Annotated in this window: 17 protein-coding genes and 1 tRNA gene; 10 read left to right on the forward strand and 8 right to left on the reverse strand. The window is 67.4% G+C overall.

Going from position 1 to position 20,889, the window contains the following annotated elements; genetic code table 11:
* Positions 1–135 precede the first annotated feature (135 nt).
* Positions 136–588: a hypothetical protein gene (locus EX20_RS16160; protein ID WP_011883662.1), complete on the reverse strand. Its 453-nt coding sequence runs from the start codon at positions 586–588 to the stop codon at positions 136–138.
* Positions 589–870: 282 nt separating this feature from the next.
* On the opposite strand from EX20_RS16160, the gene EX20_RS16165 reads away from it, so the two are divergent.
* On the forward strand, positions 871–2,088 hold the full coding sequence (locus EX20_RS16165) for a Bcr/CflA family multidrug efflux MFS transporter (protein ID WP_011883664.1): 1,218 nt from the start codon (positions 871–873) through the stop codon (positions 2,086–2,088).
* Positions 2,089–2,208: 120 nt separating this feature from the next.
* Here EX20_RS16165 and EX20_RS16170 read toward each other — a convergent pair whose 3' ends face one another.
* The 3 genes from EX20_RS16170 to zwf all read right to left on the reverse strand — a co-directional run bounded on the left by EX20_RS16170 (position 2,209) and on the right by zwf (position 6,351).
* A complete protein-coding gene (locus EX20_RS16170) occupies positions 2,209–4,137 on the reverse strand; it encodes a bifunctional transcriptional regulator/glucokinase (RefSeq protein ID WP_034194110.1) in 1,929 nt (642 codons plus the stop codon).
* Positions 4,115–4,795, reverse strand: coding sequence for a 6-phosphogluconolactonase (gene pgl / locus EX20_RS16175; RefSeq protein ID WP_034194111.1), 681 nt, complete (start codon positions 4,793–4,795; stop codon positions 4,115–4,117). Before pgl ends, EX20_RS16170 begins: the two co-directional genes overlap by 23 nt.
* A gap of 86 nt (positions 4,796–4,881) precedes the next feature.
* Positions 4,882–6,351 (reverse strand): glucose-6-phosphate dehydrogenase, encoded by a 1,470-nt coding sequence (gene zwf / locus EX20_RS16180; protein ID WP_011883670.1) that lies wholly within the window; start codon positions 6,349–6,351, stop codon positions 4,882–4,884.
* 427 nt (positions 6,352–6,778) lie between these two features.
* Here zwf and EX20_RS16185 point away from each other — a divergent pair, with 427 nt between their 5' ends.
* From EX20_RS16185 to EX20_RS16200, 4 genes are all read left to right on the forward strand, one after another.
* Positions 6,779–8,026 (forward strand): ABC transporter substrate-binding protein, encoded by a 1,248-nt coding sequence (locus EX20_RS16185; RefSeq protein WP_011883672.1) that lies wholly within the window; start codon positions 6,779–6,781, stop codon positions 8,024–8,026.
* Between the two features lie 138 nt (positions 8,027–8,164).
* The gene (locus tag EX20_RS16190) at positions 8,165–9,103 is read left to right on the forward strand and encodes a carbohydrate ABC transporter permease (RefSeq protein WP_011883674.1); all 939 of its coding nucleotides are present in this window, start codon (positions 8,165–8,167) and stop codon (positions 9,101–9,103) included.
* Positions 9,093–9,950, forward strand: coding sequence for a carbohydrate ABC transporter permease (locus EX20_RS16195; protein WP_011883676.1), 858 nt, complete (start codon positions 9,093–9,095; stop codon positions 9,948–9,950). Before EX20_RS16190 ends, EX20_RS16195 begins: the two co-directional genes overlap by 11 nt.
* A 110-nt stretch (positions 9,951–10,060) precedes the next feature.
* The gene (locus tag EX20_RS16200; RefSeq protein WP_011883678.1) at positions 10,061–11,179 is read left to right on the forward strand and encodes an ABC transporter ATP-binding protein; all 1,119 of its coding nucleotides are present in this window, start codon (positions 10,061–10,063) and stop codon (positions 11,177–11,179) included.
* A gap of 110 nt (positions 11,180–11,289) precedes the next feature.
* On the opposite strand, the gene EX20_RS16205 is transcribed toward EX20_RS16200, so the two are convergent.
* The 3 genes from EX20_RS16205 to trxB all read right to left on the reverse strand — a co-directional run bounded on the left by EX20_RS16205 (position 11,290) and on the right by trxB (position 13,791).
* Positions 11,290–11,913, reverse strand: a complete 624-nt coding sequence (locus tag EX20_RS16205; protein WP_011883680.1) for a trimeric intracellular cation channel family protein — start codon at positions 11,911–11,913, stop codon at positions 11,290–11,292.
* The gene (locus EX20_RS16210; RefSeq protein WP_014722631.1) at positions 11,900–12,679 is read right to left on the reverse strand and encodes a Smr/MutS family protein; all 780 of its coding nucleotides are present in this window, start codon (positions 12,677–12,679) and stop codon (positions 11,900–11,902) included. The genes EX20_RS16205 and EX20_RS16210 overlap by 14 nt, the downstream gene beginning before the upstream one ends.
* Positions 12,680–12,828: 149 nt before the next feature.
* A complete protein-coding gene (gene trxB, locus EX20_RS16215; RefSeq protein WP_014722632.1) occupies positions 12,829–13,791 on the reverse strand; it encodes a thioredoxin-disulfide reductase in 963 nt (320 codons plus the stop codon).
* 429 nt (positions 13,792–14,220) lie between these two features.
* On the opposite strand from trxB, the gene EX20_RS16220 reads away from it, so the two are divergent.
* From EX20_RS16220 to EX20_RS16230, 3 genes are all read left to right on the forward strand, one after another.
* The gene (locus tag EX20_RS16220; RefSeq protein WP_034194112.1) at positions 14,221–16,530 is read left to right on the forward strand and encodes a DNA translocase FtsK; all 2,310 of its coding nucleotides are present in this window, start codon (positions 14,221–14,223) and stop codon (positions 16,528–16,530) included.
* A gap of 46 nt (positions 16,531–16,576) precedes the next feature.
* Positions 16,577–17,266 carry an outer membrane lipoprotein chaperone LolA gene (lolA, locus tag EX20_RS16225; protein WP_011883687.1) on the forward strand — a complete coding sequence of 230 codons (690 nt, stop codon included), beginning with the start codon at positions 16,577–16,579 and terminating at the stop codon, positions 17,264–17,266.
* 167 nt (positions 17,267–17,433) lie between these two features.
* On the forward strand, positions 17,434–18,744 hold the full coding sequence (locus EX20_RS16230; RefSeq protein ID WP_011883689.1) for a replication-associated recombination protein A: 1,311 nt from the start codon (positions 17,434–17,436) through the stop codon (positions 18,742–18,744).
* Between the two features lie 28 nt (positions 18,745–18,772).
* Here the strand turns inward: EX20_RS16230 and EX20_RS16235 are convergent, their stop codons facing one another.
* On the reverse strand, positions 18,773–19,039 hold the full coding sequence (locus EX20_RS16235; protein ID WP_011883691.1) for a DUF2164 domain-containing protein: 267 nt from the start codon (positions 19,037–19,039) through the stop codon (positions 18,773–18,775).
* A 205-nt stretch (positions 19,040–19,244) separates the two neighbouring features.
* Between EX20_RS16235 and serS the strand changes: the two genes are divergently transcribed.
* Positions 19,245–20,546, forward strand: a complete 1,302-nt coding sequence (gene serS / locus EX20_RS16240; protein ID WP_011883693.1) for a serine--tRNA ligase — start codon at positions 19,245–19,247, stop codon at positions 20,544–20,546.
* A 116-nt stretch (positions 20,547–20,662) separates the two neighbouring features.
* Positions 20,663–20,753: transfer RNA gene (locus EX20_RS16245), tRNA-Ser, on the forward strand.
* Positions 20,754–20,889 lie beyond the last annotated feature (136 nt).

Below are 20,889 nucleotides of genomic sequence, written 5' to 3' on the forward strand. Positions count from 1 at the left end.
CGCGGCGGGCCCGGCGCGCGCGCTGCGGCCTTTGCGCGCGCGACGCGGGCCGGCGCGCACAGGGCCGGCCGGGGCGATGCGGCACGCTTTTCGGCCAGCTTCTCGGCTCGAATCTCGGCCAGCTTATGGACCCGTTTACCGGCGCGGCTTGCGCTTGCCGGTCAGCTCCGCCCAGCGCTTTTCCAGCGGACCTTCGACCATCGGCTTGATCGACGTGCCGGAGCTCTGTGCATCCCAGGTCTGCACCGAGTACGGATGCACGCGCAGCGCGTCGCGCGGGATCATGACGTCCTGATGCGCGTCGACGAGCCAGTCGTAGACGAAGTCGATGCACAGCCGGTAGCCGCGCTTGGTCGTCGCGTCGGGCACCTCGTACGGCGCGCGCGTCACGTAGCCGGAGCCGAACACGCCTTTCGGCGCCTGCGCGACGCGGTGCAGGAACACGCGGTCGCCCGGCACGATGCCGCGTGCGAAGCCGCAGCCCCATACGTCGTGCACGGCGTCGCCGGCCTTCACGCGCGCGGCGACGTCGGGCAGTTCGGGCCACGGCCATTTCTTGGGGCTCCAGATCAGCAGGAAGGCGGTCATCGGTTCGGTCGTGCGTCGATTGGGTCGGATGGGGGCAGCGGCGAGCGGCAAGCTTAATACGATTGAGACGACTCGGCGCGGGCGCGCGGGCGAAGCACACACCCGCCCGTACGCGCGCGAAGCCACAGCGCGTGCGTTCGCGGCCCTACGCCGACACCGGCCGACGGCCGGCGGCGCGAAAAGTTGCGCGTACAATCAAGGGCCGATGCGCCGCCCGCGGCGCGCTCCGTCGTCTTCACCGCCACGCGCGCCGCTGCGCGCGGGCTCCCATTGCGGATACCCATGTCCCACGTCGTCCGGCGCCGGCCCGATGCCCGGCTGATCCTGTTGCTCGGTGCGCTCGCCGCCTGCGGGCCGATTGCCACCGACATGTACCTGCCGAGCCTGCCGTCGATCGCCGACGGCTTCTCCGTGAGCGCCGGCGCCGCCCAGCGCACGCTCACGAGCTTCATGGCCGGCTTCTCGATCGGCATGCTGCTGTACGGCCCGCTGTCCGACACCTGGGGCCGCCGGCCCGTGCTGCTCGGCGGCATCGCGCTATTCACGCTCGCGAGCATCGGCTGCTTCGTCGCGGGCTCCATCGACATGCTGATCTTCGTGCGCTTCCTGCAGGCGCTCGGCGCGGGCGCTGCGTCCGTGCTGGCCCGCGCGATCGCGCGCGACGCGCACGAGCCGACCGATGCGGCGAAGGTGCTGTCGATGGTCGCGATCGTCACCGCGGTCGGGCCGCTGCTCGCGCCGCTGATCGGCGGCCAGATCCTGCGTTTCGCCGGCTGGCGCGGCGTGTTCGTCGTGCTGGCGTCATTCGGCGCGCTGTGCGCGGCGACCGCCTACCTGCGCGTGCCCGAAACCTGGCCGAAGGAACGGCGCAAGAGCGCGGCCGTGCTCGCATCGTTCGCGTCGTACGGGCGCATCCTGTCCGACCCGGTCGCGTGGGGGCACATGCTGTGCGGCGGGATGGCGTTCGCGTCGATGTTCTCGTACATCACCGCGACGCCGTTCGTCTACATCGAGTACTTCCACGTCTCGCCGCAGCACTACGGGCTGCTGTTCGGGCTGAACGTCGTCGGCATCATGATCGGCAACTTCGCGAACACGCGGCTGGTGGGCAGCGTCGGCTCGCTGCGCATCATCGCAGCCGCGTCGCTCGTGAGCTGCATCGCGTCGCTTGCGGTCGCGCTCGTCGCGCTGACGGGGTGGGGCGGGCTGTGGTCGATCGTCGTGTGCCTGTTCTTCGTGGTCGGCGTGGTCGGCATCCTGTCCGCCAACTGCACGACCGACCTGATGCATCGCTATCCGCACAACGCGGGCGCATCGGCGGCCGTGTTCGGCGCGATGCAGCTCGCGCTCGGCGCGCTCGCGAGCGTCGCGATCGGCGCGCTTGCGGACGGCACGCCGTTCGCGATGGGCGTGACGATCGGCGTGTGCGGCGTGCTGTGTTTCGTCGGCCGCTGGTTCGTGCTGCGCTGGCATGGCCGGCCGGTGAAGGCCGACGCCTGACGCCCGACGCGCCGCGGCTGCGGCCCGCCATGAAAAACGCCACCGGCGCAGCGCGCGCGGTGGCGTTTCGTTTTGCGGCGCGCGCACGGCGGCGAGCGCCGCCGACCGCTGCCGAGCACCTCAGTCGCGCGCGACGTCCTTCGCCGCCGGCGACGCGCCGTGGCTCAGCCAGTCGAGCACGTCGGCCGTTTCGTCGTCGCTCGCGCGCGCACGCGCCTGCGCGACAGCTTCCGGCAGTTCGCCGGCGGTCGATGCGCGGCGGATCGCGACGCCGACCGCGAGGATGTCGATCATCACCAGATGCAGGATCCGCGAGATCATCGACAACTGCGACTCGCGCATCTCGATGTGGTCGGTTTCGAGCGCCACGGTTGCGCGCTTCGCGAGCGGCGTGTTGCTCGATGTGATCGCGATCACCTTCGCGCCCGCCTGCATCGCGACGTCGAGCACGCGCAGCAGCTCGGGCGCGCGCCCCGATTTCGACACCGCGACGATCACGTCCCCCTTGCCGAGCAGCGCCGCCGACGCGGCCTGCATGTACAGGTCGCCGTAGGCGATCGTCGGAATCCCGAAGCGGAAGAACTTGTAGTGCGCGTCCTGCGCGACGATGTTCGAGTTGCCGAGCCCGTAGAACTCGATGCGGCGCGCGCCGTTCAGGATCTCGATCGCGTTCTCGACGTGCTCGAAGTTCAGGTGTTCGCGCAGCTGCAGGATCGCCGACACCGTGTTGTCGAGCACCTTCGCGCCGAAGTCGGTGGCCGTGTCGCCGAGATGCACCTGGCTGTGGCTCATCGGAATCGTGCCGGTGAGGCCGGTCGCGAGCTTCAGCTTGAAGTCCGACAACCCCTGGCAGCCGAGCGAGCGGCAGAAGCGGATCACCGTCGGCTGGCTCACGTCGGCCTTGCGCGCGATATCGACGATCGGGTCGTTGATGATCGAGCGCGGATGGTTCAGCGCGAGATCGGCGACGCGGCGCTCGGCCGGCGTCAGCGCGTCGCGCATCTGGCGAATCCGCTCGAACACCGCCGACGACGCACCGCCCGAGCGGTTCGACAACTGCTCCGCGAGGATCGCCGACACGCCGAGGAACGCCGGATATTCGGCGGTGATCAGGTAGGTCGGGATGTTCTGCAGATAGTGCGCGAAGCGGCCCTTCGCCTCGAAGCGCGCGCGGAACGACGAGCGCGTGAACAGCTCGCCGAGCTTGAGCGCGACGCCGCCGCCGATGTAGACGCCGCCGAGCGCGCCGAGCGTGAGCGCGACGCTGCCCGCGAACGAGCCGAGAATGCCGCAGAAGCATTCGACCGTCTCGAGCGCGAGTGCTTCGCCCGCGTGCGCGCGCTCGACGATGTCGGCCGTGTCGACGCTCGCGGCGACGCGCTTCTTGTCGCGCGCGGCGAGCGCGCGATAGATGATCTCGATGCCGGGGCCCGCGCACACCCGCTCGAACGACACGTGCGGAAACTTCTTGCGCGCGTACTGCAGCACGAGATCCTCGCGCTCGTCCTGCGGCGCGAACGAAGCGTGGCCGCCTTCGCTGCCGAGCGCGATCCAGCGGTCGTCCGCCGGGATCAGGCCCGACACGCCGAGCCCGGTGCCCGGGCCGAGCAGCCCGATCACGCTGTTCTGGCGCCGCGTGCCGCCGCCGATCTGCACGCGCTGCGCATCGGTGAGGCCGGGCAGCGCCATCGCGAGCGCGGTGAAGTCGTTGACGACGAGCAGCGTGTCGAAGCCGAGCGCGCGGCGCGTCGCCTCGATCGAGAAGCTCCAGTCGTGGTTGGTCATCGTGACCTGGTCGCCGTCGACCGGGTTCGCGATCGCGATCGCCGCGTGGTTCACGCGGGCGATCTTCACGTCCTTCAGATACTTGCGGATCGCGTCGGTGAGCGTCGGATAATCGGCGCCCGGATAGACGCGGATCTGCGTGATCTCACCCGGGCCGGTTTCCAGCGCGAAACGCGCGTTGGTGCCGCCGACATCCGCGAGCAGGCGCGGGCCGTCGGCATGCTGACCCACGACGACGGCCTTACTTTGCGCACCAGTAGACATCGAGCTGGGTCCCCTTGTCGTTGGCCAGTTGGGAAATCGCGTTGTGCTGCAGCGTTGCGGCCGCGGCTTCGAGCACGTCGCGTTTGCGGGCGCCTGCGATCAGCAGGAACAGTCGCTCGACGCGCTTGAGCGCATCGAGCGACAAGCTCACGCGTGCATGCGGCGCGGCGCCGGGATGAACCGCGACGAAACGCTCGCGGGTCGTGATCGCGTGCTGCCATTCGGGCGCGTCGGCGAAGATCGACGCGGTGTGGCCGTCCTCGCCCATGCCCAGCACCGCGACGTTCGGCACGCGATGGTCGGCGTTCGCATTGAGCGCGGCGACGTGCGCGTCGAGCGGCACGCGCGTGTCGACGAGCGGCAGGAAGCGCGCGGCGCGCGCCGCGTCCTGCAGCAGCGTGTCGCGCACGAGTTGCGCGTTGCTGGCCGGGTCGTCCTCGGGTACCCAGCGGTCGTCGACCAGCGTCACGTCGACACTGGCCCAGTCGAGGGCCGTGTGCGACAGCGTGTGCAGAAACGGGCGCGGGCTGGTGCCGCCCGACACCGCGAGCGTCGGGCGCGCGGGGCCGGCGAGGGCCGCGCGCAGCGCGTCGCCGACGGCGCGTGCGAGCGCTTCACTTTGCGCTTCCTGGGTGTCGAAAGCGTGGATCTCGATCACATCTCCTCCGGACTGCTTTGTCTGTTCAATTCATGTGAACCATCTGACACGGTGGCGCGCGCCTGTGTGCGCGCCACCGGTCTGCATCAGTTTTCCTCTTCGAGCCAGCAGGTGCCGTGCTGCGCGAGCATCGCGCTCGACGCGGCCGGCCCCCACGTGCCCGCCGCGTACGGCTTCGGCGGCTTCAGCGTGCGTGCCCATTCATTCAGGATCGGCTCGACCCAGCGCCATGCGGCTTCCTGCTCGTCGCGGCGCACGAACAACGCGAGGCGGCCGTTGATCACGTCGAGCAGCAGGCGCTGATACGCCTCCATCTGCCCTTCCTTGAAGAACCGGTCGAACGCCAGATCGAGGTGCACGCTCGCGAGGTTCATGCCTTCGCCCGGCTGCTTCGCGAGGCAATACAGGCGAATCGTCTCGTTCGGCTGCAGCCGGATCACCAGGCGGTTCGAGCCGGGGCGCAGCGCGGGCGCGCCGAGCGCCGAGTGCGGCACCGGCCGGAAGTTGACGACGATCTCGGCGACGCGATCGGCCAGACGCTTGCCCGTGCGCAGGAAGAACGGCACGCCGGCCCAGCGCCAGTTCTCGATCTCGACCTTCAGCGCGACGAAGGTTTCGGTCGGGCTGTCGGGCTTCACGCCTGGCTCGGTCGCATAGGCCGGCACCTGCGCGCCCTTGATCACGCCCGCATGGTACTGGCCGCGCACCGCGACCTTGCCGATGTCGCGCGGATCGATGGGCTTCAGCGCGCGCAGCACGCGCAGCTTCTCGTCGCGCACCGAGTCGGAATCCATCGAATGCGGCGGCTCCATCGCGACGATCGACAGCAGCTGCAGCAGGTGGTTCTGCACCATGTCGCGCAGCGCGCCCGTATTGTCGTAGAAATCGCCGCGCGCCTCGACGCCGAGCTCCTCGGCGATCGTGATCTGGATGCTCTCGACCCATTCGCGGCGCCACAGCGGCTCGAACAGCGCGTTGCCGAAGCGCAGCGCGAGCAGGTTCTGCACCGGCTCCTTGCCGAGGTAGTGGTCGATCCGGTAGATCTGGTCTTCCGCGAAGATCTCGCCGACCGCGTCGTTGATCGCGTTCGACGAGCGCAGGTCGTAGCCGAGCGGCTTCTCCAGCACGATGCGCGCGCCTTCGTTCAGGCCGACCGACGCGAGCGCGTTGCAGATCGGCACGAACAGCGACGGGCCGGTCGCCAGATAGAACACGCGGATGCCCGCGTGCGGCGCCACCGCGTCGCGCAGCACGACGTAGTCTTCCGCGCGGCCGAGATCGAGCTTCACGTATTCGATGCGCGCGAGGAAGGATTTCCACGCGCTTTCGTCGAACGCCTTGCCGGCCGCCTTCACCGCGTGCGGTTTCACGTGCGTGTCGACCCATTCGAGATAGCCGGCCTGATCCGATTCGTGTCGCGCGACGGCGACGATCCGGCCGCCTTCCGCGAGCATGTTGCCGCGGTGCGCTTCGAACAGCGCGGGCAGGATCTTGCGCATCGACAGGTCGCCGGTGCCGCCGAAAAGGACGAAAGTAAAGCTGGAATCGGTATGCATGTGTCTCCGCCGGTTGGGGTGCTGGGAAGCGATCCGTAGTGCGATAAAAATATTTTTGACACTGAATTGTAGTTTAACTACAATCCGCCGCAAGGGGTAGCACCTGGGTGAAGAAAAAAACATGTGCGGTCGACGAACTGCACGAGCTTCGCCGGTGGAGCGCCTTGTGCCGAATGTTATCGGACATTGGCGGTGCGCATGGTTCGCGCGCCGTCGCCCCGGGCTCGCGTCGCGGCATTGCGGCGGGCCAGAAACACAAAGAGGAGACACGCCGTTGAATCTCGATTCACGCTTTCTGTAAGAGCCCGGCCGGTCATCGGCCCCGTACGCTGCATGCGTCCCGCGGCTCGATTTCCCCGTCGTTTATCAAGAAGCCGGTTCCCCGCGGGGAACTTCAAGAGTTGATTCAGTCTGGAGGAGATAAGTAATGAAAGTTCGCTCGATCATGGGCGCGCTCTGCGCCGCGGGTCTGATGGCTGGCGCCGTGGCGGCGCAGGCGGCCGAGAACGTTACGGTGCTGCACTGGTGGACTTCGGGCGGCGAGTCGAAGGCCGTCGGCGTGCTGAAGGACGACCTGCAGAAGCAGGGCTACGTGTGGAAGGACTTCGCGGTTGCAGGCGGCGCGGGGGCGGCGGCCATGACGGCGCTGAAGACCAAGGTGATCAGCGGCGACGCACCGTCGGCCGCGCAGATCAAGGGCCCGCTGATCCAGGACTGGGCCGACCAGGGCGTGCTCGTCAACATCGATTCCGCCGCCACCGACTGGAAGCAGAACCTGCCGCCGGAAATCGACAAGATCATCAAGTACAAGGGCCACACGGTCGCCGCGCCGTTCTCGGTGCACCGCGTCAACTGGCTCTACGTGAACAAGGCCGCGCTCGACAAGATCGGCGCGAAAGTCCCGACCACCTGGCCTGAATTCTTCGCGGTCGCCGACAAGCTGAAGGCCGCGGGCATCCAGCCGGTCGCGATGGGCGGCCAGCCGTGGCAGGACCTGACGCTGTGGGAAGACGTCGTGCTGTCGCAGGGCCCGGCGTTCTACAAGAAGGCGCTGGTCGATCTCGACCAGGCCACGCTGACGTCGCCGCAGATGCTGTCGGTGTTCGACACGGTGCGCAAGATCCAGGGCTACTTCGACACCGGCCGCAACGGCCGCGACTGGAACCTCGCGACCGCGATGGTGATCAACGGCAAGGCCGGCATGCAGTTCATGGGCGACTGGGCGAAGGGCGAGTTCGAGAACGCCGGCAAGAAGGCGGGCAAGGACTACATCTGCGCGCCGGTGCCGGGCACCGCGAACGCTTACACGTTCAACGTCGACTCGTTCGTGTTCTTCCAGCAGAAGGGCGAGAAGAACGCGACGCCGGGCCAGCTCGCGCTCGCGAAGACGATCATGACGCCGGCGTTCCAGGAGCAGTTCAGCCTGCTGAAGGGTTCGGTGCCGGTGCGTCTCGGCGTGAAGATGGACAAGTTCGACGACTGCGCGAAGAAGTCGTATGCCGACGAGCAGACCGCGATCAAGTCGGGCGGGTTCGTGCCGTCGCTCGCGCACGGGATGGCCCAGGGCGACGCGACCGCCGGCGCGATCACCGACGTCGTGACGAAGTTCATGAACTCGCAGCAGGATTCGAAGAGCGCGGTCGCCGCGCTCGCGAAGGCCGCGAAGGTCAAGTAACGCGCGACGGGCGCCCGGCCGCGCGCGCATCGTCGGCCGGGCGTTTTTGCATGTGCAGCAAACGGGCTCGCCCGCGAGCCCGTGCCGTACCCGGCGCCGGCCCGGCCTGCGCCGCCCTCGTTCCAGGAGTCGAATCAAGTGGCTGCCCCTCTTAGCGGAAACGGATCCGGCGCTGCCGTCGCACGGCGCACGTCGCCGATGTCGGCCTTCGCCGATCGCTGGATCCCGAAGCTCGTGCTCGCGCCGAGCCTCGCGATCGCCGTGGTGTTCATCTACGGCTTCATTCTGATTACCGGCTATCTGTCGCTGACCAACTCGCGGCTGTTGCCGAACTACGAATTCGACGGCTTCGGCCGCTATACGGACCTGTTCCAGAACGACGTGTGGTGGACCTCCGCCGCCAACCTCGGCTGGTTCGGGATTCCGTTCATCGCGATCTGCGTCGGGCTCGGGCTGTTCCTCGCGATCCTGCTCGACCAGCGGATCCGCAACGAAGGCGCGCTGCGCGCGATCTTCCTGTATCCGATGGCGCTGTCGTTCATCGTCACCGGCACCGCATGGCAGTGGATCCTGAACCCCGGCCTCGGCCTCGAGAAGGTGATGCACGACTGGGGCTGGACGAGCTTCTCGTTCGGCTGGCTCGACGATCCGGACAAGGCCATCTTCTGTATCGTGATCGCGGCCGTCTGGCAGTCGACCGGCTTCGTGATGGCGCTGTTCCTCGCGGGGCTGCGCGGCGTCGACGCGGAGATCTTCAAGGCCGCGCAGGTCGACGGCGCCACGCTGCCGACCATCTACCGCAAGATCGTGATCCCGAGCATGCGCCCGGTGTTCTTCTCGGTGCTGCTGATCCTCTGCCACATCACGATCAAGACCTTCGACCTGGTCGTCGCACTGACGGCGGGCGGCCCCGGCACGTCGTCGTCGCTGCCGGCCATGTTCATGTACACGTTTTCGTTCAACCGCGGCCAGCTCGGGCTCGGCGCGGCGTCGTCGGTGATGATGCTCGCGACCGTGGTCGCGGTGCTGGTGCCGCTGATGTATATGGAATCGAGGAGCACCCGCAATGCAGCCTAAGATGACGATCAGCCGGGCAGTGATCTATGCGGCGCTGATCCTGTTCGCGCTGTATTTCCTGTTCCCGATCTACGTGATGCTGTCGACCTCGTTCAAGGATCTCGACCAGCTGCGCACCGGCAACCTGCTGACGCCGCCGTCGCACTGGACCTTCGATCCGTGGGTGAAGGCGTGGAGCGGCGCGTGCACCGGCGTGCGCTGCGACGGCATGAAGCCGTTCTTCCTGAACTCGCTGCAGATGGTGATCCCGGCCGTGCTGATCTCGTCGCTGATCGGCGCGTTCAACGGCTACGTGCTCACGCACTGGCGCTTTCGCGGCGCCGACGCGCTGTTCACGATGATGCTGGTCGGCTGCTTCATTCCGTTCCAGGTGATCCTGCTGCCGATGGCGCGCCTGCAGGGGATGCTCGGCCTCGCGAACACGATTCCGGGCCTGGTGTTCGTGCACGTCGTGTACGGGATCGCATTCACCACGATGTTCTTCCGCAACTTCTACGTGAGCGTGCCGGCCGAGCTCGTGAAGGCCGCGCGCATCGACGGCGCGGGCTTCTTCACGATCTTCACGAAGATCCTGATGCCCGTGTCGCTGCCGATCTTCATGGTCTGCCTGATCTGGCAGTTCACGCAGATCTGGAACGACTTCCTGTTCGGGATCGTGTTCTCCGGCGTCGACTCGATGCCGATCACGGTTGCGCTGAACAACCTCGTCAACACGTCGACGGGCGTGAAGGAATACAACGTCGACATGGCCGGCGCGATCATCGCCGCGCTGCCGACGCTGCTCGTCTACGTGGTCGCCGGCCGCTACTTCGTGCGCGGGCTGACGGCGGGCGCGGTGAAGGGGTAAGCGGCTCCATCCGATACGACGAACCGGCCGCGCCGCGCGCGCGGCGCATCGAAACGAACCCGACGCGGCGCCCGTGTGCGCCGCGCGAGACGAGACAGAGGATTCACAGCATGGCAAGCCTTTCCATCCGTGACGTGTACAAGACCTACCCGAACGGGGTGCCGGTCCTGAAGGGTGTCGACATCGAGATCGAGGACGGACAGTTCCTGATCCTGGTCGGCGGGTCGGGCTGCGGGAAGTCGACGCTGCTCAACATGATCGCCGGCCTCGAGACGGTGACGAGCGGCGAGATCTGCATCGACGGCAAGGTCGTCAACGACCTGTCGCCGAAGGATCGCGACATCGCGATGGTGTTCCAGTCGTACGCGCTGTATCCGTCGATGACGGTGCGCGAGAACATCTCGTTCGGTCTGAACATCCGCAAGGTGCCGAAGAGCGAGCAGCAGCAGATCGTCGAGCGCGTGTCGGCGATGCTGCAGATCCAGCATCTGCTCGATCGCAAGCCGGGCCAGCTGTCCGGCGGCCAGCGGCAGCGCGTCGCGATGGGCCGCGCGCTCGCGCGCGATCCGTCGCTGTTCCTGTTCGACGAGCCGCTGTCGAACCTCGACGCGAAGCTGCGCATCGAAATGCGCGCCGAAATCAAGCTGCTGCACCAGCGTCTCGGCACGACGATCGTCTACGTGACGCACGACCAGATCGAGGCGATGACGCTCGGCGACCGCATCGCGGTGATGAAGGACGGCGTGGTCCAGCAATTCGGCGCGCCGCAGGACATCTACGATTCGCCGTCGAACCTGTTCGTCGCGGGCTTCATCGGCGCGCCGCCGATGAACTTCATCAACGGCAAGCTCGTCGAGCAGGGCAGCGGCGTCGCGCTCGAGATCGACACGGGCCTCGCGCGCAGCGCGCTGCATCTGCCGTTCGACGCGCAGCGGATGAACGGCCACGTCGGCCGCGAGGTGATCCTCGGGCTGCGTCCGGAGCGCATCACCGACGCGCGCAACGCCCATCACGGCGAGGCGTCGAAGCTGCAGCCGATCGACGTGCGCGTCGACGTGACCGAGCCGACGGGCCCGGACACGCACGTGTTCGCGCAGGTGAACGGCAAGCGGATCGTGAGCCGCGTGCATCCGGCCGCGAACCCGCAGCCGGGGCAGACGCAGTCGCTGCTGTTCGACGTGTCGAAGGCGGTGCTGTTCGATCCGGCGTCGGAAGAGCGGATCGCGTGACGCAGCGCGTGCGCTGATGCGCTGAATGAAACGGAACGGGGCCGTCGATGGACGGCCCCGTTCGTTTTCGGGCGCCGGCGCGGCACGGCATAGGGTGGGGCGCGACGATGTCAGTGCGGCAGCCGCACGTCGAATTTGAACGTCGCCAGCCGCGCGACGAGAATGAAGCCGGTCGCGAGCAGCACGCTGTACACCGAGTCGTACTGCAGCCATGCGAGCAGCAGATAGAACCAGCAGCCGGCGAACGCGCAGGTCGCATAGGGGCGCGAATCGCGCAGGATCAGCGGGATGTCGTTGCACAGCACGTCGCGCACGATGCCGCCGACCACGCCGGTGATCACGCCCATCATCACCGCGATGAAGCGCGGCATCTCGGCGTCGAGCGCGATCGCGGTGCCGGAGATGCTGAAGATGCCGAGCCCGATCGCGTCGGCGACGAGCAGCAGGCGCTCGGCCGACAGCCGCGACAGCATCCGCAGCACGAACGGCGCGAACAGCGCGAGCACGAAGATCGCGATCACGTAGTCGTCGTGCACGACCCAGTAGAACGGCCGGCGTTCGAGCAGGATGTCGCGCAGCGTGCCGCCGCCGAACGCGGTGGCGAGCGCGACGACGAACGTGCCGACCGAGTCGAGGCGGTTCTTGCGCGCCTCGATGAAGCCGGAGATCGCAAACGCCAGCGTCGCGATCGCCTCGAGGATCGAGATCGCGAGCGTGAGCCTAGGATGCGGCACGCGGCCCCCGATCGGCCGGCGACGCGGGCGGCTGCAGCAGCACGAGCACCGCGCCGGCGCCGCCGTCGTGACCGCGCGCCTCGCAGAACGCGATCACTTCTTCCTTCTGCACGAGCCACGCGCGCACCTTGCCCTTCAGCACCGGCTCCTTGCCGATCGAGCCGAGCCCCTTGCCGTGGATCACGCGCAGGCAGCGCAAGCCCTTCTTGCCGGCTTCGCGGATGAATTCCGCGAGCGCGTCGCGCGCCTCGTCGCGCCGCATCCCGTGCAGGTCGAGCTGCGCCTGCACGATCCATGCGCCGCTGCGCAGCTTGCGCACCACGTCACGGCTGATGCCGGGGCGGTGGTAGTACAGCGATTCGTCGCTGTCGAGCAGCGTTTCGGGATCGAATTCGTCCGACAGCGTCGCGTTCAGCACCGCTTCCTCGTCGCGCTGCGTCTGCTTCGGCACCGGGTCGGGCGGCGTGCGGCCGGCGCTCGCGCGCGGCGGCGCGTTCAGCGGCCGGATCGCGCCGATTTCATTGCGGAACAGGTTTGCGTCGGCCTCCGCCTGGCGCGTGGCCTTCGCGGCTTCGACGCGCGTGCGTTCGCGCCGTTCGGCTTCGCCTTGCAGCGACTTGCGCAAGGCGCCGAGGCCGGCGAGGCCCTGGCCGCGCAAGGCGGCGGCGTCGAGCGCGGGCGGCGGCGCGGCGGGCGCGGGGGTCACGGGGCGGGCGGCGATCTGCCGCTTCGCGGGATCGCTCGGGTGGGGCTGGTTCTTCGCCATGATTCGATAACGGGGCAGGCGCGTTCGGGCGCGCGGGCACAAAAAAACCGCTGCGCGACGGCAGCGGTTGTTCGGTCGAGCCCGCTCGGCGGCAGCGAACGTCATTGTAGCGCCGTGCTGCCGCGGGGCCCGCGGCTCGTTTCTCGCGCTTACTTCTTGTCGTGCAGGGTTTCGAGGTAGCGCTGCGCGTCGAGCGCGGCCATGCAGCCGGTGCCGGCGCTGGTGATCGCCTGGCGGTAGACGTTGTCCTGCACGTCGCCCGCGGCGAACACGCCCGGCACGCTGGTCGACGTCGCGTTGCCCTGCAGGCCGCTCTTCGTCAGGATGTAGCCGTCCTTCATCTCGAGCTGGCCCTGGAACAGGTCGGTGTTCGGCTTGTGGCCGATCGCGACGAACACACCCTGCACGGTCAGGTCCTGCGTCGCGCCGGTCTTCACGTTCTTGATGCGCAGGCCCGTGACGCCCGACTCCTCGCCGGTCACCTCGTCGAGCACGTGATCCCACTTGATGTCGACGACGCCTTCCTTTTCCTTCTCCAGCAGCCGGTCGATCAGGATCGGCTCCGCGCGGAACTTGTCGCGGCGGTGGATCACCGTGACCTTCTTCGCGATGCCCGTCAGGTACAGCGCTTCTTCGACGGCCGTGTTGCCGCCGCCGATCACCGCGACCTCCTGGTTGCGATAGAAGAAGCCGTCGCAGGTCGCGCAGGCCGACACGCCCTTGCCCATGAACGCTTCCTCGGACGGCAGGCCGAGATACTGCGCCGATGCGCCGGTCGCGATGATCAGCGCGTCGCACGTGTATTCGCCCGCGTCGCCGACCAGCCGGATCGGCTTCTCGTGCAGCTTCGCGGTGTGGATGTGGTCGAACACGATCTCGGTGTTGAAGCGCTCGGCGTGCTCCTGGAAGCGCGCCATCAGTTCCGGACCTTGCACGCCCTTCGCATCCGCCGGCCAGTTTTCGACGTCGGTCGTCGTCATCAGCTGGCCGCCCTGCGCGATGCCGGTGATCAGCACCGGAGACAGGTTGGCGCGTGCCGCGTAGACGGCAGCCGTGTAGCCGGCAGGGCCGGAACCGAGAATCAGGACTTTGGCGTGTTTGGGCGTGGACATGTGCGAATCCGTAAAAGGCGGCCGCGGCGTGCGGGACAAGGCTCGCCGGACGGTCTGGGTTGACCGGTATGCCGTCATAGATGGGTATCAGACGCGCATTATAAAGGCCCCGTTGCGGCACTGCCGAACGAGAGTTTCAATCGCGGCGATAGCGTGTGGCGGCGGCACGTACCGGGCCAAGCACGCGGCGGCCGGCAGGAGCGGGGGAGCGCGGCGCAGGCGGCTGCCCGGCCGCCTGTCGCGGCGCGTTGCCGCATGCGCGAATGCGATGCACGCGTGGCGTTCGGCGTGCGCGCAGGCGGCGCCTCAGTGCGCGTTGGTCTTCGCGCGATGTAACCGTCATTTACACTTGGCGGCGCAGTGCAGCGTTTACAATAAGCGGGAACGAACGACAGGCGGGCGCGCGGCCCGCCATCTTTATACGGATTCATGGCAAAAGCTCCTTATTCCGCCCAGGCACAGGCGTTGCCGCACCGGATGTCGAAGCTCCTCACGGAGATCCGCTGGATTCTCCAGGTCGCGCTCTGCGCTTTTCTGGTGATGGCCCTGCTGAGCTACAGCCGGCGCGATCCGAGCTGGACGCATGCCGCGCAGGTCGATCACATCTCGAACTGGGCCGGGCGCGTCGGCGCGTGGACGGCCGACATCATCCTGCTGCTGTTCGGCCTGTCGGCCTACTGGCTGATCGTGCCGCTCGGGCGGCGCATCGCGGTCAACTACCGGCGCATCACGCGTCACGAGGCCGTCGTCGACGAGCCCGAGCGGCCGATCGGCTGGCTCACCGAGATCTTCGCGTTCGTGCTCGTCGTGCTCGCGTGCGACGGCATCGAGGCGTTGCGGATGTGGTCGCTGAAGGTGCAGTTGCCGCGCGCGCCGGGCGGTGTGATCGGCGAGGCGGTGGCCGGCGCGATGTCGCATGCATTCGGCTTCACCGGCGGCACGCTGCTGCTGCTGGTCCTGCTGGCGATCGGGCTGTCGCTGTATTTCCGCTTCTCGTGGCTGTCGGTCGCCGAGCGCGTCGGCGGGGCGATCCTGTCCGCCGTCAACGTCGCGAAGCTGCGCCGCGAGGCCGAGCGCGACCGCCGGCTCGGCGAGGCCGCGGCCGTGCGCCGCGAAGGCAAGGTCGAGGAGGAGCGCGTGCGGATCGAGGATCACGAGCCCGTGACGATCGTGCCGCCGGTCGTCACGCCGGCGAAGTCCGAGCGCGTCGAGCGCGAGCGCCAGGTGCCGCTGTTCACCGACCTGCCCGGCGATTCGACGCTGCCGCCGGTGTCGCTGCTCGATCCCGCGCCGAAGGCGCAGGAAGCCATTTCCGCCGACACGCTCGAATTCACGTCGCGCCTGATCGAGAAGAAGCTGAAGGACTTCGGCGTCGAGGCGAGCGTCGTCGCCGCCTATCCGGGCCCGGTCGTCACGCGCTACGAGATCGAGCCGGCCACCGGCGTGAAGGGCAGCCAGATCGTGAATCTCGCGAAGGACCTCGCGCGCTCGCTGTCGCTCGTGTCGATCCGCGTGGTCGAGACGATCCCCGGCAAGAACTACATGGCGCTCGAGCTGCCGAACCAGCGCCGTCAGACGGTCCATCTGTCGGAGATCATCGGCTCCGAGGTCTATGCGGCCGCGTCGTCGGCGCTGACGCTGAGCCTCGGCAAGGACATCGGCGGCAAGCCGGTGTGCGCCGATCTCGCGAAGATGCCGCACCTGCTGGTCGCCGGCACGACGGGCTCCGGCAAGTCGGTGGGGATCAACGCGATGATCCTGTCGCTGCTGTACAAGGCGACGGCCGAGCAGGTGCGCCTGATCCTGATCGATCCGAAGATGCTCGAAATGAGCGTCTACGAAGGCATTCCGCATCTGCTGTGTCCGGTCGTGACCGACATGCGCCAGGCCGGCCACGCGCTGAACTGGACGGTCGCGGAGATGGAGCGCCGCTACAAGCTGATGAGCAAGCTCGGCGTGCGCAACCTGGCCGGCTACAACAACAAGATCGACGAGGCCGCCAAGCGCGAGGAGAAGATTCCGAACCCGTTCAGCCTGACGCCGGACGAGCCGGAACCGCTCGGCCGGCTGCCGAACATCGTCGTCGTGATCGACGAGCTGGCCGACCTGATGATGGTCGTCGGCAAGAAGGTCGAGGAGCTGATCGCGCGGATCGCGCAGAAGGCGCGCGCGGCCGGCATTCATCTGATCCTCGCGACGCAGCGTCCGTCGGTCGACGTGATCACCGGGCTGATCAAGGCGAACGTACCGACGCGCATCGCGTTCCAGGTGTCGTCGAAGATCGACTCGCGCACGATTCTCGACCAGATGGGCGCCGAATCGCTGCTCGGGATGGGCGACATGCTGTACCTGCCGCCCGGCAGCGGGCTGCCGGTGCGCGTGCACGGTGCGTTCGTCGCCGATGACGAGGTGCATCGCGTCGTCGAGAAGCTCAAGGAGCACGGCGAGCCGAACTACGTCGAAGGTCTGCTCGAAGGCGGCACCGTCGACGGCGACGAAGGTTCGGCCGGCGCGGGAACCGGCGAAGGCGGCGGCGAGTCTGATCCGCTGTACGACCAGGCGGTCGAGATCGTCATCAAGAACCGCCGCGCGTCGATCTCGCTCGTGCAGCGTCATCTGCGGATCGGCTATAACCGCGCGGCGCGGCTGCTCGAACAAATGGAACAGTCGGGGCTCGTGTCGGCGATGTCGTCGAGCGGCAACCGCGAAATTCTTGTGCCGGCGCGCGACGCGGAATGAGTCCGCGGCGCCCGAGGCGCCGGCCACCCACGGAGAAAACCGGATCATGCAGCAACATTCGTTCGTTCCTTCCCTTCGTTCGACGCGGCGCTGGCTCGGCGCGGCGCTCGCCGGCGCATCGCTGATGCTCGCGGCGACGCACGCGTTCGCGGGCGGCACCGAACAACTGAAGGCCTTCGTGTCGCAGGTGCGCTCGGCGCGGGGCGATTTCACGCAGCAGATCGTCAAGGCGCCGGCCAAGGGCGCGAGCGCCGCACAGGTCGCGCCGAAGCCGAACGACAACTCGAGCGGCACGTTCGTGTTCGCGCGCCCCGGCAAATTCATCTGGACTTATCAGAAGCCGTATCAGCAGGTGCTGCAGGCCGACGGCGACAAGCTTTACGTGTACGACCGCGACCTGAACCAGGTGACCGAGCGCAAGCTGAACGGCGCACTGGGCGCGAGCCCGGCCGCGATCCTGTTCGGCAGCAACGATCTCGACAAGAACTACACGCTGCGCGACGCGGGCGAGAAGGGCGGCATCGACTGGCTCGAGATGCTGCCGAAGGCGCAGGACACGCAGTTCCAGCGGATCGGCATCGGCTTTCGCAACGGCACGCTCGCCGCGATGGAGCTGCACGACGTGTTCGGCAACGTGACGCTGCTCACGTTCACCAACATCCAGACGAACCCGCCGCTGAAGAGCGATACGTTCAAGTTCGTCGTGCCGAAGGGCGCGGACGTGATCAACGGCTGACCGGCATCGCGCCGTTTCGCTGCACGGGCCTGCCGGCGACGGCGGGCCCGTGCTGTTTTGGCGCGCCGCGCTTGCGGCGGCGTGCACCGCCGCCGGTCGTGCGGCTGTCATAATGGCGGGTCCGGCGGCCGTCTCGGCCGCCACCGTTTGATCTGGAGCGAGGGTTCATGTCCGACCTGTTTCAAGTCGAGCCGCGCCGACCGCTCGCCGAGGCGCTGCGGCCGAAGACGCTCGCCGAAGTGATCGGCCAGACGCATCTCTTGGGCGAAGGCAAGCCGCTGCGGCTCGCCTTCGAATCCGGCAAGCCGCATTCGATGATCCTGTGGGGGCCGCCGGGCGTCGGCAAGACGACGCTCGCGCGCCTCACCGCGCTCGCGTTCGACTGCGAGTTCATCGCGCTGTCCGCGGTGCTCGGCGGCGTGAAGGACATCCGCGAGGCGATGGAGCAGGCGAAGGACACGCTGAATCGCACCGGCCGCCACACGATCCTGTTCGTCGACGAAATCCACCGCTTCAACAAGGGGCAGCAGGATGCATTGCTGCCGTTCGTCGAGTCGGGGCTCGTGACCTTCATCGGCGCGACCACCGAGAATCCGAGCTTCGAGGTCAACTCGGCGCTGCTGTCGCGCGCGCAGGTGTACGTGCTGAAGTCGCTCGACGACGACGAGATGCGTCAGCTGCTCGAGCGCGCGCAGCAAATTGCGCTCGACGGCCTCGCGTTCGACGACAAGGCGGTCGATACGCTGATCGGCTATGCGGACGGCGACGCGCGGCGCTTCCTGAACCTGCTCGAGCAGGCGCAGACGGCCGCGTCGTCCGCGCGCGTCACGACGATCGACGCCGATTTCGTCAGCAGCGCGATGACGCTGAACGCGCGCCGCTTCGACAAGGGCGGCGACAATTTCTACGACCAGATCTCGGCGTTGCACAAGTCGGTGCGCGGTTCGAGCCCGGACGGTGCGCTGTACTGGTTCTGCCGGATGATCGACGGCGGCGCCGATCCCAAATATCTCGCGCGGCGCATCGTGCGGATGGCATGGGAAGACATCGGCCTGGCCGACCCGCGCGCGCTGCAGATCGCGAACGATGCGGCCGAAACCTACGAACGGCTCGGCTCGCCGGAAGGCGAACTGGCGCTCGGGCAGGCGGTGATCTATCTCGCGTGCGCGGCGAAGAGCAATGCGGGCTACAACGCGTTCAACCAGGCGATGGCGTTCGTCAAGCAGGACAAGTCGCGCGAGGTGCCCGTGCACTTGCGCAATGCGCCGACCAAGCTGATGAAGGAGCTCGGCTACGGCCATGCGTATCGCTACGCGCACGACGAGCCGAACGCGTATGCGGCCGGCGAGACCTATCTGCCGGACGGCATGCGCGAACCGCACTGGTACAAGCCGGTGCCGCGCGGGCTCGAATCGAAGATCGCCGAGAAGCTCGCATGGCTGCGCGAGCTCGATCGCGACGCCGGCAAGAAGGATTGAGCGGCCGGCCGCGACGGGCCTCGGCACATCAGCGCCTGCGGCCCGGCTGCTTGTTCCAGTATTCGAACGGCTCCGCGTGGCATTCGATGTCGAGTTCGGCGACGCGTGCGTGCAGCCGCTCCTGCGCGTCCGCGATCGCGAGGTTGTAGATCGCCGGCGCGATCTCCTCGACGAAGAAGTGCAGCAGCGCACCGGCCTGGATGTTGCCGATCGGCTCGTCCATGTTTTCGGTGAAATAGCGTTGCAGCGATGCGATCGCGCGCTCGCGTACGTCCTTGTCCAGCTCGATGGCCATCGGGTTGCTCCGTTGAGGGTGGTGCGGGTGCACGCGTTGCCGGCGACGTCGCGTGCGGCCGGCGCGGCACAGACGCGGGTGCGCCGCCGGATCCGATACTGCCACGCGGCCGGCTATTTGCGGCACTGTCCGTCTGGCCGATGCCGTGGCGCCGCCGCGGTGCGTTAGAATTCGCGTCTTACACAACGATTTTCCAAGTCCTCCCATGCTCGACATCCAGTTGCTGCGCAAAGACCTCGACGGCGTCGCGAAGCGCCTCGCCGATCGCGGCTACACCCTCGACGTCGCCGCGTTCTCCGCCCTCGAAGCGGAACGCCGTGCGATCCAGACCCGTACCGAAGAGCTCCAGGCGCGCCGCAACAGCCTGTCGAAGCAGATCGGCGCGATGAAGGGGAAGGGCGAGGACACGTCGGCCGTGATGGCCGAAGTCGGCGGCATCGGCGACGAGATGAAGGCGTCGGAGGTGAAGCTCGGCGAGATCCAGTCGCGCCTGTCCGACCTGATGCTGGGCATGCCGAACATCGCGCACGAAAGCGTGCCGGTCGGCAAGGATGAGGCCGACAACGTCGAGCTGCGTCGCTGGGGCACGCCGCGCCAGTTCGATTTCGACGTGAAGGATCACGTCGACGTCGGCACGCCGCTCGGCCTCGATTTCGAAACCGGCGCGAAGCTCGCCGGCGCGCGCTTCACGATGCTGCGCGGGCCGATCGCGCGCCTGCACCGCGCGCTCGCGCAGTTCATGCTCGACACGCACACGCAGCTGCACGGCTACAGCGAGACGTACACGCCGTACATCGTGAATCCCGAGATCCTGTACGGCACCGGCCAGTTGCCGAAATTCGCGGACGACATGTTCCGCGTCGAGAAGGGCGGCGCCGAAAACACGATCACGCAGTACCTGATCTCCACGTCCGAGATCTCGCTGACGAACACCGTGCGCGAGTCGATCGTCGATGCGTCGGCGTTGCCGATCAAGCTGACCGCGCATTCGCCGTGCTTCCGCTCGGAAGCCGGCTCGTATGGCCGCGACACGCGCGGCATGATTCGCCAGCACCAGTTCGACAAGGTCGAGATGGTGCAGGTCGTCGCGCCCGACACGTCGTACGCTGCGCTCGACGAGATGGTCGGCCATGCGGAAGCGATCCTGCAGAAGCTCGGCCTGCCGTACCGCGTGATCACGTTGTGCACGGGCGACATGGGCTTCTCGGCGGCGAAGACGTTCGACCTCGAGGTATGGTTGCCCGCGCAGAACACCTATCGCGAGATCTCGAGCTGCTCGAACACCGAGGCGTTCCAGGCGCGCCGGATGCAGGCGCGGTTCCGCAACGCGCAGGGCAAGCCGGAACTCGTGCATACGCTGAACGGTTCGGGTCTGGCGGTCGGTCGCACGCTCGTCGCGGTGCTGGAGAACTACCAGAACGCGGACGGCTCGGTCACGGTGCCGGAAGTGCTGCGTCCGTACATGGGTGGCATGGAGCGGATCGACGCACCGGTGCAGGCGTCGTAACGCGGGTCTTGCGAAGCCCTCGTAAAAAATTTTCAGAAAGGGCTTGTCAGCCGCGAAGCGATCGTCTTATAATCTTTTTCTCGCGGAAACGACCAACCGCGAAATGCAGCAAGGAAGGAGAGGTGGCAGAGTGGTCGAATGTACCTGACTCGAAATCAGGCGTACGGTTTCCCCGTACCGTGGGTTCGAATCCCACCCTCTCCGCCAAAATACGAAGCCCCGTGATTCGAAAGGATCACGGGGTTTTTCGTTTTGTCCGTGCGATCGCGAACGGAAGCGGTGTCGATGCCTTCGATGCCCCGCATGCGCGCCGGCAGGCATTCCGCTCCGCAACGTCGCCAGC

The sequence above is a fragment of the Burkholderia sp. WP42 genome, from assembly GCF_000745665.1.
GTDB lineage: Bacteria > Pseudomonadota > Gammaproteobacteria > Burkholderiales > Burkholderiaceae > Burkholderia > Burkholderia vietnamiensis.